The organism is Bradyrhizobium sp. ISRA464 (genome assembly GCF_029910095.1).
GTDB lineage: Bacteria > Pseudomonadota > Alphaproteobacteria > Rhizobiales > Xanthobacteraceae > Bradyrhizobium.
In genome coordinates, this window is record NZ_CP094526.1 from 2621924 (window position 1) to 2636890 (window position 14967).

Annotated in this window: 12 protein-coding genes; 6 read left to right on the forward strand and 6 right to left on the reverse strand. The window is 65.3% G+C overall.

Annotated elements, in window-relative coordinates; all coding sequences use genetic code 11:
• Positions 1-7: 7 nt before the first annotated feature.
• On the reverse strand, positions 8-469 hold the full coding sequence (locus MTX19_RS12195) for an Lrp/AsnC family transcriptional regulator (protein ID WP_016841346.1): 462 nt from the start codon (positions 467-469) through the stop codon (positions 8-10).
• 131 nt (positions 470-600) lie between these two features.
• Between MTX19_RS12195 and MTX19_RS12200 the strand changes: the two genes are divergently transcribed.
• A complete protein-coding gene (locus MTX19_RS12200) occupies positions 601-2967 on the forward strand; it encodes a transketolase (RefSeq protein WP_280983805.1) in 2367 nt (788 codons plus the stop codon).
• A gap of 179 nt (positions 2968-3146) precedes the next feature.
• Positions 3147-4577 (forward strand): aldehyde dehydrogenase family protein, encoded by a 1431-nt coding sequence (locus MTX19_RS12205; protein ID WP_280983806.1) that lies wholly within the window; start codon positions 3147-3149, stop codon positions 4575-4577.
• A gap of 277 nt (positions 4578-4854) precedes the next feature.
• Here MTX19_RS12205 and MTX19_RS12210 read toward each other — a convergent pair whose 3' ends face one another.
• Complete coding sequence (locus MTX19_RS12210; RefSeq protein ID WP_280983807.1) at positions 4855-5817, reverse strand: SMP-30/gluconolactonase/LRE family protein; 963 nt, start codon at positions 5815-5817, stop codon at positions 4855-4857.
• A gap of 124 nt (positions 5818-5941) precedes the next feature.
• On the opposite strand from MTX19_RS12210, the gene MTX19_RS12215 reads away from it, so the two are divergent.
• The gene (locus MTX19_RS12215; RefSeq protein ID WP_280983808.1) at positions 5942-6763 is read left to right on the forward strand and encodes an NAD(P)-dependent oxidoreductase; all 822 of its coding nucleotides are present in this window, start codon (positions 5942-5944) and stop codon (positions 6761-6763) included.
• Here the strand turns inward: MTX19_RS12215 and MTX19_RS12220 are convergent, their stop codons facing one another.
• On the reverse strand, positions 6764-7375 hold the full coding sequence (locus MTX19_RS12220; RefSeq protein ID WP_280983809.1) for an invasion associated locus B family protein: 612 nt from the start codon (positions 7373-7375) through the stop codon (positions 6764-6766). It lies immediately after the preceding gene.
• A gap of 116 nt (positions 7376-7491) precedes the next feature.
• Between MTX19_RS12220 and MTX19_RS12225 the strand changes: the two genes are divergently transcribed.
• On the forward strand, positions 7492-9195 hold the full coding sequence (locus MTX19_RS12225) for an IlvD/Edd family dehydratase (RefSeq protein WP_280983810.1): 1704 nt from the start codon (positions 7492-7494) through the stop codon (positions 9193-9195).
• A 9-nt stretch (positions 9196-9204) separates the two neighbouring features.
• Here MTX19_RS12225 and MTX19_RS12230 read toward each other — a convergent pair whose 3' ends face one another.
• Positions 9205-10002, reverse strand: a complete 798-nt coding sequence (locus tag MTX19_RS12230) for an enoyl-CoA hydratase-related protein (RefSeq protein ID WP_280984771.1) — start codon at positions 10000-10002, stop codon at positions 9205-9207.
• A gap of 249 nt (positions 10003-10251) precedes the next feature.
• Between MTX19_RS12230 and MTX19_RS12235 the strand changes: the two genes are divergently transcribed.
• A complete protein-coding gene (locus MTX19_RS12235) occupies positions 10252-11472 on the forward strand; it encodes an FAD-dependent oxidoreductase (protein WP_280983811.1) in 1221 nt (406 codons plus the stop codon).
• 96 nt (positions 11473-11568) lie between these two features.
• On the opposite strand, the gene MTX19_RS12240 is transcribed toward MTX19_RS12235, so the two are convergent.
• Positions 11569-12504, reverse strand: a complete 936-nt coding sequence (locus MTX19_RS12240) for a ribokinase (protein ID WP_280983812.1) — start codon at positions 12502-12504, stop codon at positions 11569-11571.
• A 22-nt stretch (positions 12505-12526) separates the two neighbouring features.
• Positions 12527-13420: a sugar kinase gene (locus tag MTX19_RS12245; RefSeq protein ID WP_280983813.1), complete on the reverse strand. Its 894-nt coding sequence runs from the start codon at positions 13418-13420 to the stop codon at positions 12527-12529.
• Positions 13421-13751: 331 nt separating this feature from the next.
• Here MTX19_RS12245 and MTX19_RS12250 point away from each other — a divergent pair, with 331 nt between their 5' ends.
• On the forward strand, positions 13752-14600 hold the full coding sequence (locus tag MTX19_RS12250; protein WP_280983814.1) for a VOC family protein: 849 nt from the start codon (positions 13752-13754) through the stop codon (positions 14598-14600).
• Positions 14601-14967: the final 367 nt, after the last annotated feature.

Below are 14967 nucleotides of genomic sequence, written 5' to 3' on the forward strand. Positions count from 1 at the left end.
GCCGCGCTCACACCGGCAGCGCGGTCGAATACTTCACCTGGCTCAAGGCAAAGCTCGACTCGATGGAGGCGATGCCGTCGAGCCGGGTCAGCTTGTTCTTCAGGAACGCCTCATAGGAGGAGAGGTCGGCGGCGACGACGCGAAGCAGGTAATCGCGATTGCCGGTCATCAGATAGCATTCGAGCACCTCGTCCCATTTGGAGATCGCGCGCGCGAAGCGGTTGAGGTCCTCCTCCTTCTGCCGCGCGAGCTTGATCGAGATGAAGACGCTGACATGCAGCCCGATCGATTTCTGATCGACGGTTGCGATGTAGCGGCTGATCACGCCGCGCTCCTCGAGCAGCTTCACCCGGCGATGGCATGGCGACACCGACAGCCCGACCTTGTCGGCAAGCTCCTGCATGGTCATGCGGCTGTCGGTCTGGAGCAGGCTGAGGATCTTGCGGTCGATGGCATCGAGGGCAGGCATTGGGATGAACTCGCAGGTTGAGGTCGGATCGTGGGAATTTATCCCAATTTTTCCTGTGCTGTCGCGTGGAATTGAGATTTTCGCTGCCCCCTGCGGCGGTAACATCCGTTAGATCGCCTCGGAGCTCCGCCATGGGAATCGCGCCTGAACGCCTCGACATGCTGTCCGCTCTGGCCCGCAAGGTGCTGTGGCTGTCGTCGTGGACCATCCATCACGCCAACCATGTCAGGCCGAACACCGACGGCTTGAAAGTCGGCGGCCATCAGGCATCGTCAGCTTCGCTCGCCAACATCATGTCGGCGCTGTATTTCTCGGTGCTGCGCCCGCAGGACCGCGTCGCGGTGAAGCCGCATGCGAGCCCGGTGTTCCACGCGATTCAGTATCTGTTCGGGCATCAGACCCACGACAAGCTGGAGAATTTCCGCGGCTATAAGGGCGCGCAATCCTATCCGTCGCGCACCAAGGACACCGACGACGTCGACTTCTCCACCGGCTCTGTGGGATTGGGCGTGGCGCAGACGTTGTTCGCCTCGCTGGTGCAGGATTACGTCAAGGCGCATGGCTGGATGAAGGACCGCCCCGAGGGCCGCATGATCGCGCTGGTCGGCGACGCCGAGATGGACGAGGGCAACATTTTCGAGGCGCTGCTCGAGGGCTGGAAGCACGGCCTGCGCAACACCTGGTGGGTGGTCGACTATAACCGCCAGTCGCTCGACGCCGTGGTGCGCGAAGGGTTGTGGGCCAAGTTCGAAACCATGTTCCGCAATTTCGGCTGGGACGTGATGATCGTGAAGTACGGCAAACTGATGCTGGAAGCGTTTGCCGAGCCGGGCGGCGAGGCGCTCAGGCGCTGGATCGACAATTGCCCGAACCAGATGTACGCGGCGCTGTGCTTCCAGGGCGGCGCGGCCTTCCGCAAGCACTTGCAGGACGACATTGGCGACCAGGGGCCGGTGTCGGCCCTGATCGACCGCCGCAGCGACGAGCAGCTGCTGGCGCTGATGTCGAACCTCGGCGGCCATGACATGGCGAGCATGATCGAGGCGTTCGAAGCCGTTGATCACGATCGTCCGGTCTGCTTCATCGCCTACACCATCAAGGGCGTCGGCCTGCCGATGCAGGGCCACAAGGACAACCACGCCGGCCTGATGACGGTAGCGCAGATGGAGAAGTGGCGCGCCGCGCAGAACATCCGCGCCGGCCATGAGTGGGACAAGTTCGAGGGCCTGTCGCAAGACCCCGCGAAGCTCGAGGCCTTCCTGGCGGAGGCGCCGTTCAATCGCGAGGGACGCCGCCGGCTGTCGGCGCCTGACATCGACGTGCCAGAGCAGCTCGCCTTCAAGGCCTCGGCGCAGATGTCGACGCAGCAGGGCTTCGGCCTCGTGTTGCACGAGCTTGCGCGCGGCGACAGCGCGCTGGCCTCGCGGATCGTCACCGCATCGCCCGACGTCACCGTGTCGACCAATCTCGGCGCCTGGGTCAATCGCCGCGGCCTGTTCGCGAAGCTGGAGAACCACGACCTGTTCCGGCAGGAGAAGATTCCGTCCGCCTACACCTGGGAATATTCGCCGAAGGGACAGCATATCGAGCTCGGCATCGCCGAGATGAACCTGTTCATCATGCTCTCGGCGCTCGGTCTGTCGCACCAGATCAACGGCACGCGGCTGCTGCCGGTCGGCACGCTCTACGATCCCTTCATCGAGCGCGGCCTCGATGCGCTGAACTATGCCTGCTACCAGGATGCCCGCTTCATGGTGGCGGCGACGCCGTCCGGCGTGTCGCTGGCGCCGGAGGGCGGCGCGCACCAGTCGATCAAGACGCCCCTGATCGGGCTCGGACAGGACGGGCTCGCCTCGTTCGATCCGGCCTTCGTCGATGAACTTGCCGTGATCATGGGCTGGGGATTCCAGCACATGCAGCGCGAGGGCGCGGAGGGCGGGTCGGTCTACTTGCGGCTCTCGACGCGCACGATCGAGCAGCCGCAGCGGATCATGACGCCGGACCTGCGGCGCGACATCACCGACGGCGCCTACTGGCTGCGCAAGCCGGGCCCGAACTGCGACCTGGTGGTCGCCTATACTGGGACGGTCGCACCCGAGGCGATCGAGGCGGTCGGGCTGATCGGCGAAAGCCATCGCGACGTCGGTTTACTCGCGGTCACGTCCGCCGACCGGCTCTATGCGGGTTGGTCCGCGGCGCGGAATTTGCGCCGCGACCGGCGCGGCGTGCAGCATTTGAGTCATATCGAGCGGTTGCTGGCGCCGCTCGGCCGCGACTGCAGCATAGTGACCGTGATCGACGGCCATCCGGCCTCGCTCGGCTGGCTCGGCAGCGTGCGCGGCCATCGGGTCGAGGCGCTCGGGGTCGAGCATTTCGGCCAGACCGGGACGATCGGCGACCTCTACCGCCACTACGGCATCGACGCCAACGCGATCATCGATGCGGCGGAAAGCCTCTCCGTCGGCGCCCCGGTCCGGCATCGCAAGATGGCGGTGTGACGCTACGGGTGAGGGGCGGGCGGCAAGGCTTGCCACGCGAGCGGCAGCGACCTTATATCCGTGGTGCGCGCACGAGCCGCGTCCCGCATATGGCGGGTTCAATTCGCCTGGCTTTCGTGCAAGGATGCCTGCCGAACGCTTCCGTTCCCTTTCCATACGCCCCCTACAAGAGGTTTCCGATGGTCAATCGCATGCAATTCTACATCGATGGCGCCTGGGTCGACCCGGTCGTCAAGAAGTCCACCCCGGTCGTCAATCCGGCGACCGAAGAGGCGATGTATGAGGTTGCGCTCGGCTCCAAGGCCGATCTCGACAAGGCGGTCGCCGCCGCCAAGCGCGCGTTCGAGACCTATTCCCGGACCAGCCGCGAGGAGCGCGTCGCGCTGCTCACCAAGATCGTCGAGGTCTACAAGGGCCGCATGAAGGAGATCGGCGCCGCCGTCTCCGACGAGATGGGCGCGCCGTTGCCGATGGCCGAAAAGCTGCAGGCCGGCGCCGGCCTCGGCCATCTCATGAACACCCTTGAAGTGCTCAAGAAGTACGAGTTCGAGGAGACCATGGGCACCGCCGTGATCGTGCGCGAGCCGGTCGGCGTCGTCGGCATGATCACGCCCTGGAACTGGCCGCTCAACCAGATCGCCTGCAAGGTGGCGCCCGCGCTCGCCGCCGGCTGCACCATGATCCTGAAGCCGTCGGAGTTCACCCCGACCTCGGCGCTGATCTTCGCCGAGATCCTCCATGAGGCCGGCGTGCCGAAGGGCGTGTTCAACCTCCTCAATGGCCTCGGTCCGGAGGTGGGTGCCGCGATGAGCGAGCATCCGGACATCGACATGATCTCGTTCACCGGCTCGACCCGCGCCGGCGTCGACGTCGCCAAGCGTGCAGCCCCGACCGTGAAGCGCGTCAGCCAGGAGCTCGGTGGCAAGTCGCCGAACGTCATCCTCGAGGGCGCCGACCTGACCAAGGCGGTGACCGGCGGCGTGATGCACATGTTCAACAACTCGGGCCAGTCCTGCAACGCGCCGTCGCGCATGATCGTGCCGCTCTCCAAGATGAAGGAAGTGGCCGCAATCGCGAAGGGCGTCGCCGACAAGACCAAGGCCGGCGATCCGCGCGCTGCCGACACGACGATTGGCCCCGTGGTCAACCGCGGTCAGTGGGACAAGATCCAGGCGCTGATCCAGAAGGGCATCGACGAGGGCGCAACGCTCGTCGCCGGTGGTCCGGGCCTGCCCGAGGGCGTCAACAAGGGCTTCTACGTCCGTCCGACCATCTTCGCCGACGTCACCAATGAGATGACGATCGCCCGCGAAGAGATCTTCGGACCGGTGCTGACCATCATCGGCGCCAAGGACGAAGCCGACGCCGTCAGGATTGCCAACGACACGCCCTATGGTCTCGCCGGTTATGTCTCGGCCGACACCGTGGAAAGCGCGCGCCGCGTCGGCCGCCAGATCCGCGCCGGCAACGTCAACCTGCAGGGCGTGCCGAACGAGCGCTCCGCGCCGTTCGGTGGTTACAAGCAGTCCGGCAACGGCCGCGAGTGGGGCCGTTACGGTCTTGAAGAGTATCTCGAGGCCAAGGCCGTCGCGGGTTACAACGCGGCGTAAGCTGGTCCACGAGAGACGAGATTTTGACGCCGGGGCAGGTAACTGCTCCGGCGTCAGGTTTTCTGGGTGCAAGGTTTTGAAGGGTTCGAGTCTTGCGAAGGTCGAGACCGCAGGTTCTTCGTCATTGCGAGCCACCCGGTCGGCGCGAAGCGCCGCCGGATGACAGGCTCCGCGAAGCAATCCATCTCTCCTCACGCGCGGAAAGATGGTTGCTTCGTCGCTTCAGCGCAAAATTGCTCTGCAATTTTGTCGCGAGCTCCTCGCAATGACGTTCGGATCAACCGCCGAGCGCGCCTTGGGTGTTTACATAGAGCGCATAGATCGACTGGCTCGCCGCCATGAACAGGCGGTTGCGCTTCAGTCCGCCGAAGCAGAGGTTGGCGCAGCGCTCCGGCAGCGCGATGCGGCCGATCATGACGCCGTCGGGCGCGAATACGACCACGCCGTCGAGTTCGGGATCGCCCATGCCCCAACCGCACCACAGATTCCCGTCGATGTCGCAGCGCATGCCATCGGGCGTGCCCGGGCCGGCGTCGATGAACACGCGCTTGTTGGAAATCGTCGTGCCGTCGGGTGATACGTCATAGGCAAGGATCTTTCGGTTCGGCACTCCGCGGGATTCCACGACGTAGAGGATCTTCTCGTCCGGCGAGAAGCAGAGCCCGTTCGGCCCCAGCACGCCCTCCGCGACGATGGTGGCCTTGCCGGTCGCGGGATCGAGCCGATAGACATTAGGGTCGATCTCGGGCTCGGCCTTGTAGCCCTCGTAGTTCCCGAGCAGGCCGAAGGTCGGATCGGTGAACCAGATCGAGCCGTCGGATTTCACCACGACGTCGTTCGGCGAGTTCAGCCGCTTGCCGTCGAAGGAGTCGATCAGCACCGTGATCGAACCGTCATATTCGGTGCGCACCACGCGGCGGCCGCCGTGCTCGCAGGTGATCAGCCGTCCCTGGCGGTCGCGGGTGTTGCCGTTGGCGAAGTTCGAGGGTTTTCGGAAGATGCTGACCGCGCCGGTCTCTTCCTCCCATTTGATGATGCGCTGGTTCGGAATGTCGCTGCACAACAGATAGCGTCCGTCGCCGAACCACACTGGGCCTTCGGCCCAGCGCAGGCCGGTGGCGAGCCGCTCCACCGCGGACAGTTTCAGCCAATATTTCTCGAAGCGCGGGTCGAGCGCGTGGATGGCCGGATCGGGATAGTAGGTCGCCGGACCCCAGCCGGCGGAATGGGCATCGGACATCTGCTGTTCTCGTTGTTGTGTTTCGACGGTGTTTGCTTGGTGTTTCCTCGGGCGGCTGGTTTGCTATCATTGCCGGCCTGCGACCGCAATTCGGCCGCGGCAAGCACGAGGAACGAGGGACGGAATGCCACGCATATTGATGACCGGCGCGTCGGGTGGAATCGGCACCAGCCTGCGCAAGCTGCTGCCGCCGATCTATCCTGACCTGCTGTTGAGCGACATCAAGCCGCCGGCCGATCTCGGCAAGAACGAAAAGTTTAAGGCCGCAGATCTCGCCGACCTCGCGCAGGTCGAGGCGATCTGCGAGGGCGTCGACGGCATCCTGCATTTCGGCGGCTATTCGGTCGAAGGCCCCTGGGACTCGATCCTGCAGTCCAACATCGTCGGCTGCTACAATCTGTTCGAGGCGGCGCGGAAGAAGGGCGTCAAGCGGGTGATCTTCGCCTCCTCCAACCACGCCGTCGGCTTTTACCCGCGGCACCGCCGCATCGGCACCGACGTCACCGCGCGGCCGGACAGCCGTTACGGCGTCAGCAAGGTATTCGGCGAAGCCGTCGGTGCGCTCTACGCCGACAAGCACGGGCTCAAGGTTACTTGCCTGCGGATCGGCAATTTCGGCGACCAGCCGCTCGACCATCGGCGGCTCTCGATCTGGCTCAAGCCAGACGATCTCGTTCAGCTCTGCCGCATCGGGCTCGAGCATCCCGACGTCCATTTCGAGATCTTCTACGGTGCGTCCTACAACGAGCGCGCATGGTGGGACAATCACCGCGCCTATGATCTCGGCTATCGCCCGACCGGCCGCGCCGAGGATTTCCGCGAGCATGCGATGGCCGAGCAGGCCAAGCTGCCGCCGGATCCGGTCGGCGACTTCTACCAGGGCGGCTCGTTCTGCAGCATGGAGTTCGACGGCGACACGGGAAGGGTCATCGACTGGAAGACGTAGTCAGTCTTCGCACGACGGGAGCTGGTGGGGAGTCTGCTTCGCGCTTTGCGGGCTTCCGGGTCCGTCAAAGGCCTGGGCGAAGTGTGTAAGTGGGAAGGAGAGGTTGATCGTCTGACCTGTCAAAGTCTTTGCTTCCATCGTGATCGCCTGCGCATGCTTCAGCCGCGTGACCAGCTCGCCGTCGCCTTCGTACGTGCCGCCGCAGCCCAAGTTGTAGCAATGCGGCTTGGCGATCTGGATCGGCTCATCCTGGTCGATCCGGAGGCTGATCGTGCCCTCCAGCATGGTTCGGGTTCCGACATTCGCGGTCAGAAGCACGCGCTTGCTGTTCTGCGGCGAGATGCTGATGGTGCCGCCCGACGGAGAGCATTGACCTCGCGCGCTGACGCCGACGAAACAACTTGTCTGCGTCAGGCAAACCTTGGCCCAGGGCTCATAGGTCAGCTGCGTCGCGCGCGCGTCGGCCGCTTGGCCAAGCGCCGGAAATGTGAGGGACGCGGCGAACGACCCAAGCAAGAAAAGCCAGTGGCGCATTCCCGTCTCCTCTGCGATCAGCGGGGCACGTATCCAGCTATTGCGGCATTTTCTCGTTGGCGATGCCGGCGAGACCACCGCTTTCTTCGCTGTTGGCGAAGCTCTTGCGACGCTATTCGGCGCTGCATGATCGCGTATTGACAACAATTCCCTCGGCTCCTTTAGTGCGGCAAACAATCAAGGGAAACTGCAACATGGCTGACGGACTTCGCAAGGGACTGACAAGCTATGGTGACGCCGGTTTCTCGCTGTTCCTGCGCAAGGCCTTCATCAAGGCGATGGGCTATTCGGACGATGCGCTCAATCGCCCGATCGTCGGCATCACCAACACGTACAGTGACTACAATCCCTGCCACGGCAACGTTCCGCAGATCATCGAAGCGGTGAAGCGCGGCGTGATGCTGTCGGGCGCGATGCCGTTCGTGTTCCCGACGATTTCGATCGCCGAAAGCTTCGCGCATCCGACCTCGATGTATCTGCGCAATCTGATGGCGATGGACACCGAGGAAATGATCCGCGCGCAGCCGATGGATGCCGTGGTCGTGATCGGCGGCTGCGACAAGACCTTGCCGGCGCAGATCATGGCGGCCGTCAGCGCCGATCTGCCGACCGTCGTGATTCCGGTCGGGCCGATGGTGGTCGGCCACCACAAGGGTGAGGTACTTGGCGCCTGCACCGATTGCCGCAGGCTGTGGGCCAAATATCGTGCGGGCGAGATCGACGACAACGAGATCGAGGCGGTGAACGGCCGTCTCGCGCCCTCGGTGGGCACCTGCATGGTGATGGGCACGGCCTCCACCATGGCCTGCATCACGGAGGCGCTCGGCCTGTCGCTGCCGATGAGCGCGACGATCCCGGCGCCGCACGCCGAACGCTTCCGGTCCGCGGAAGCCAGCGGCCGCGTCGCGGCGGCGATGGCGAAATCCAAGGGACCGAAGCCGAGCGAGATCCTGACCCCGGCCTCGTTCCGTAATGCACAGATCGTCATGCAAGCGATCGGCGGCTCGACCAACGGGCTCATTCATCTGACCGCCATCGCCAACCGTACGCCCCACAAGATCGATCTCGAGGCGTTCGACAAGCTCGGCCGCGAGGTGCCGGTGCTGGTCGACCTGAAGCCTTCTGGCGAGCACTATATGGAGCATTTCCATCATGCCGGCGGCGTGCCGAAGCTGATGGCGCAGCTCGGTGATCTCATCGATCTCGATGCCAAGACCATCACCGGCCAGACCTTGCGCGAGGTCGTTGCCGGAGCGGAGGAGGTGCCGGGCCAGGATGCGATCCGTCCCAAGGCCAATCCGATCAAGTCCGAAGGCGCGATGGCGATCCTGCACGGCAACCTTGCGCCGCGCGGCGCCGTGATCAAGCAGTCGGCGGCGAGCCCGAAGCTGCTGCAACATACCGGCAAGGCGGTGGTGTTCGAGTCCGTCGAGGACATGACGCTGCGGGTCGACGATCCCGCGCTGGAGGTGACGGCTGACGACGTGCTGGTGCTGCGCAACGCCGGTCCCAAGGGCGCGCCGGGCATGCCGGAGGCCGGTTACCTGCCGATCCCGAAGAAGCTCGCGCGGGCCGGCGTCAAGGACATGGTCCGCATCTCCGATGCCCGCATGAGCGGCACCGCGTTCGGCACCATCGTACTGCACATCACGCCGGAGGCCGCGGTCGGCGGCCCGCTGGCGCTGGTGAAGAACGGCGACATGATCAGGCTCGATGTCGCCAGGCGCAGCATCGACCTCCTGGTTGATGAAGCCGAATTGCAAAAGCGCCGCGCCGCGCTGGCGCCGGCCGCGACACCGGGCTGGGCCAAGCGCGGTTATGCGCATCTCTTCAACGAGACCATCCTGCAGGCCGACGAAGGCTGCGATTTCGACTTCATGCGCGCCAAGGGCAAGTAAGCCGGCCTGTTACTTCGACTTGCTGGTGAACTTCTTCACCGCGACGCGGAACTCCTCCGTGTTCATGCAGCCGATGATCGCGTCGCGCTCGGCGTCGAGCTGCGCCTCGATCGGCGTGGTCGGCGCCTGATGGATCAGCGCCTTGGTGGCGGCGAGCCCGGCGGGCGCGTTCTGCGCCAGCCGCAGCGCGAATTCCCGCGTGGCCGCCTTCAACTCGACGGCAGGCACGACCTTGGCGACCAGCCCCCATTGCTGGGCCTGCTGCGCGTTAAAGCTGTCCTCGGCAAGCAAGATCTGCAGCGCGCGGCGCGGTCCCACGCTGGCGGCCAGGCCCACGGTGCCGCCGCCATCGGGCGAGACACCGATCTTGGCGTAGGCCGGCGTGAAGCGGGCGTCCTCGGCGGCAATGCAGAGGTCGGCGACGAAGGCGAGCGACAGGCCGGCGCCGGCGGCCGAGCCGTGCACGCTTGCGAGCACCAGCTTGGGCATCCGCCGCAGCGTGGTGATGAAGGCATGGTAGTGCTTGAGCATCTCGCCGACGACGGGCGCAATGTTGTTGGCCTCGGCCGCCGCGCCGATGGTCTGCAAGTCGCCGCCGGCACAGAAGGCGCGGCCTTCGCCCTCGATCACCAGCACGCGGACGTCCCTGTTGGCCTCGACTTGCGCGCCGAGCTGCTCGAGTCTCTTCGCAATCGATATGTCGATCGCATTGAACGCGGCCGGCCGATTCAGCGTAATGGTGGCGACGGGACCGTCGATCCGGAGCAGGGCGGGTTCAGCGGCGGGGGTGGCGGCGGGGTCGGGCATATCGAAGACCTTGGGCTTGTTGTTTCCGGCCATTTAAGTCCCTGGCGGGACAGGTGGCAATCCGGGTCGGGCGTTTCGGCGCCCTGATTTGGCGGAGACCCCCTTGCGTCGGCGCGAGCCATGAGGCCAAATGGCGCCCGCCTTCGGTACGCAGACACGAGCGCTGTGGGGACGGGGCAAGCAAGCTAACATCGACAGAGAGGAAAACGGCATGGGTCACTCCTGCTCGCTCGTATCTGGGTTGTTCCGATGACGACGGGTCCGGTCATCATCGTCGGCGCGGGGCACGCCGGCTTCCAACTCGCCGCGTCGCTGCGCCAGGGCGGCTTCGCCGAGCGCATTGTGCTGCTCAACGATGAGGGGCATCTGCCGTATCAGCGGCCGCCGCTGTCGAAGGCCTATCTGAAGGGAACCGGCGGGCCCGACAGCCTGATGTTCCGGCCCGACAAGTTCTACCAGGACAACCGGATCGAGCTGGTCACCGATCGCGCCCATGCGGTCGATCGTCATGTGCGGAAAGTGACGCTCGGCTCCGGCAGCTTGCTCGACTACGGCCATCTGGTGTTCGCGACTGGTGCGCGGAACCGGCTGCTCGACATTCCGAACGCCAGGCTCGACGCAGTGCGATATCTGCGCACGCTCGACGAGAGCGAGGCGCTGCGCCATCTGCTCGCGCCGGGCATGCGCGTTGTCGTCATCGGCGCAGGCTTCATCGGGCTCGAATTCGCCGCCACCGCGCGCGGCAAGGGCCTCGAGGTCGACGTGGTAGAGCTGGCTTCGCGCGTGATGGCGCGGGCCGTGACAGCGGAAATCTCCGAGTTCTCGCAGTCCCGGCACACGGCAGCCGGAATCCGCATCCACCTCGGCGTCCAGGTGACCGGCATCGAGGCCGATGGCGCCAAGGTCACCGGCGTCAGCCTGAGCAACGGCACGCACGTCCCCGCCGATCTCGTCGTGGTCGGCGTCGGCGTGCTGCCGAATGTCGAGCTCGCCGCGGAGGCCGGGCTGCCGGTGGCATCCGGCATCATCGTCGACGAGTATCTGGCGACTGCCGATCCCAACATCTCCGCGATCGGCGATTGCGCGCTCTACACCAGCAAGCGCTTCGGCGGATCGCTGCGGCTGGAGTCGGTGCAGAACGCGACCGACCATGCGCGCTGTGTGGCGTCGCGGCTGACCGGCAAGAACGAGGTCTATGACGGCTTGCCGTGGTTCTGGAGCGACCAGGGCCCCGACAAGCTGCAGATGGCCGGCCTCACCACCGGTTACGACCGCGTCGTGGTGCGCGGCGACCGCGCGCAGGGCCAGTTCTCGGCGTTCTGCTACCGCGGCGATACGCTGCTCGGCATCGAATCGGTCAACCGCGCCGGCGATCACATGTTCGGCCGCCGGCTGCTCGGCGCGGGCGGTTCGATCACGCCGGAGCAGGCGGCGGATACGAGTTTCGATCTGAAGAGCGCGCTTTCCTGACAGCCTCGTCCCGGCGAAGGCCCGGACCGATACTCCGCGGCCTGCGTTGTGAACGGGATCGTCGTTCCAGCGTTGCGCAACATTTGACATTCGTGGTTACGGGTCCCGGCCTTCGCCAGGACGACGTGGGGAGAGAGTGTCCTCCACCTCTTTCGCCGTCGGCATCGACGGCGCGGCGCCCATCCGCTGCACGCAGATCGAGGCGGCGACGTTGGCATAGGCGAGCGCATCGCGCAGCGGCTTGCCGATAGCGAGCTGCGAGGCGAGCGCGCCGACGAAACAATCGCCGGCGCCTGTGGTGTCGACGGCCTTGACCTCGTGGCCCGGAATCAGCAGCGGCTGGCGCTCGACCAGCGCCAGCACGCCGCGCCTGCCGAGCGTGACGCAGACGATCTTGTCTGGCGCCAGGGCTCTTGCCGCTTCGGCGAAGCGCGCGGGCGCGTCGCTGTCGCGCAGCTCCATGCCGCTGAGGAAGCCGAGCTCGGTCTCGTTGAGGATCAGGATGTCGACGAGATCGAGCAGCACGGCGTCGGCCTTTTTCGCCGGCGCCGGATTGAGAACCGTGGTGGCGCCGGCGGCGCGGGCGCGTGCGAAGAAAGCCGCGATCGCCGGTAGGGGAATCTCGAACTGGCTCACCGCGACGTCACCCTTGGCGAGAATAGGCGCTGCGACGTCGTCGGTATCGACCTTCGCGTTGGCGCCGGGCACCACCACGATGGTGTTGTCGGCATTGGCGATGGTGATGATCGCGGTGCCGGAATGGGTGCCGGGCGTATCTTTGACGAAGGCGAGGTCGACGCCTTGCGCGGCAAGGAAGGTCCTCAACTCCTGCCCGAACGCATCTGCTCCGAGCCGGCCGACCAGGGTGGTCGGCACGCCGAGCTTGGCCGATGCCACGGCCTGGTTGGCGCCCTTGCCGCCTGGGAAGTAGAGCACGGCATCACCGGCCACGGTTTCGCCGATCCGCGGATGGCGCTGCGCGGTCGCCACCACATCCATGTTGATGCTGCCTGCGACGAAGACGCGCCGCATTGCTGTTTCCCCTAACTATCGATCAGACCTTGATCTCGAACTCGCGCTTGACCGCCTCGATGTCGGCGAGCGACGGCAGCCCGGCCTCGTTGCCGAGCTTCTGGATCTTGTAGGTCGATGCGGCGCGGGCGAACTCGAAATGCTCACGCCAGGATTTGCCGGGATTTGCGAGATAGGAATAGATGTAGGCGCCGTGGAAGACGTCGCCGGCGCCGTTGGTGTCGATCACGCGCTCGCGCGAAATCGGCAGCGCCGGCAGGGTGCGTACCGCGCCCGCCTCGTCATACCAGAGCAGGCCGCGCTCGCCCATGGTGACGCCGCCGACGCGGCAGCCGCGGCCCCTGAGATAGTCGAGCATCTGCTCCGGCGTCTTGTCCATCTGCTCGCACAGGCGTTCGGCGACGATCGCGACATCAATGAACTCGAGCAGCTCGTGGGTGTTGGTGCGCAACCCGCCGCCGTCGAGCGAAGTCAAAATGCCGTCCTCGCGGCAGAGCTTTGCGTAGTGGATCGCGGCGTCCGGTTGGTGGCCGTCGATGTGCAGCGCGCGGCAGCCCTTCAGGTTGAGCAGCGGAAACGGATGGATGTGCCGGTCGTCGCGGCAGCGCACGATCGCGCGCTTGCCGTCCTTGGGCATGATGAAGGAGAGCGAGGAGGAGTTGACCTTGCGCGGATGGAACGAGATGCCATACCTGTCGGCCATGTCCCAGAACATCCGCCCCAGCCAGTCATTGGCCATGGTGGCGATCAGGTCCGGCTCTATGCCAAGCTTGGCGCAGCAAAATGCCGCGGTCACGGCGTTGCCACCGAACGACACCGCGTAGGCGTCGGCGACGTGCTTGTCGTCGCCCGTCGGCATGTGGTCGGTGATGAAGGTGACGTCAATATAGGTCTGTCCGATGAAGAGAGCCTGCATTCGCTTTCCGTCGTGGCTTGGTGTGGTCCCGGCCGGTGGTCCAGACTAGAGCATTTTCGGTCCTGATTGAAATCAGAACCAAAGCTCCAGATTCTTCGTCTTCTTCACGTGAAGCGGTGTCCACTTCGCTCGAAAACGCTCTGGTACCGCTGGTCGGGCGATATCGCTGAAAATATTCGCAACCCTGCCTGATTTGCGGGTAGAGATGAAGCGGGAGCACGGATTGATGGCCGTTCTGGCATTCGGCATAACGGCCGGCCGCGCTCCGCGGTTCCGGGTTGCAGCGTAAGGAGAACACAATGACGGCAAAATCGGGGAGGCGGCGGCGGCCATGATCAGCGGTCTCGATCACGTCGTCGTCCTGACCGGCGACATTGCCGCTGCCGGCGCCGCCTATGAGACGCTGTTTGCGCGCGCGCCCGCCTGGCGCAACAGCGGCGACGGCGCGGACCGTGTGCTGTTCACGCTCGACAACACGACGCTGGAACTGATGGCGCCGCGCGGCGACGATGCTGTCGCACAGCGCGTCCGCAGCGCACTTGCCACGCAGGGCGAAGGGTTGGCGAGCCTCTGCTTCCGCACCAATGATATTGCGAAGATGCATCGCCGGCTCGACCGCCTGGCGCTGAAGCCCGAGCCCGTCGCCGAGGTCGAAAGCCGCGACGAGATCAGCGGCGCCGTGCTGTCGTGGCGACGCACGCGGGCCGCGACCGACGCGACGCGAGGCATCCGCATGTTCTTCCTCGAGCGGGAAAAGGAGCGGCCGCTGTCTGTGCGCACCACGCCGGCCTCGATCACCGCGATGGATCATGTGGTGGTCTCCACCGCCGATCCGGAACGCGCCGCCGCGCTGTATGGCGCGCGGCTTGGGCTCGACATGGCGCTCGACCGCTCGCATCCGGATTGGGGCCGGCTGATGTTCTTCCGCTGCGGCGAGCTGATCGTCGAGGTCACGCACAAGCCAGGCAAGGCCGATGCCGATGCGCCGGACCGGCTGCGCGGCATCTGCTGGCGTGTCGCCGATATCGACGCCACGCATGCGCGGCTCGTTGCCGCCGGCGTCGACGTCTCCGAGGTGCGCACCGGCCGCAAGCCCGGCACCAAGGTGATGACGGTGCGCAGTGGCACCTGTGGCGTGCCGACACTTCTGGTGCAGCCTTCGCCGGGCAGGAGCGAGTAAGGCGAGTTCGTTGCGTCGTGCCTGAATCATACGTTCGCAGTCTCGCGGCGCACTGCGTCCGAGGTTTGCTTGTCTTTCCGCCCTCTCTTGAGCAGAGGGCGCAGGGAAAGCCGGTGCCGATCGCACCCATGGGCCCGGTGCAACAAAAAAGCACCGGGGGTAGGACCACAGGTGAAACCGGAGCAATCCCGGCTTTCCCTGCGCGATGGTTTTACGGCTTATACGTGCTCTCCCCGGCGAGACTGGGCTTTGTTGTCACCGTCATCAGCAAGAGATCTTGCCCCTTGCTGATGAGACACCTGCCACTAGGGCGTCAGGCCTGCACGACTTCACCGTCCGCGTTACACGTGCTCGTCAGTCACGCAAT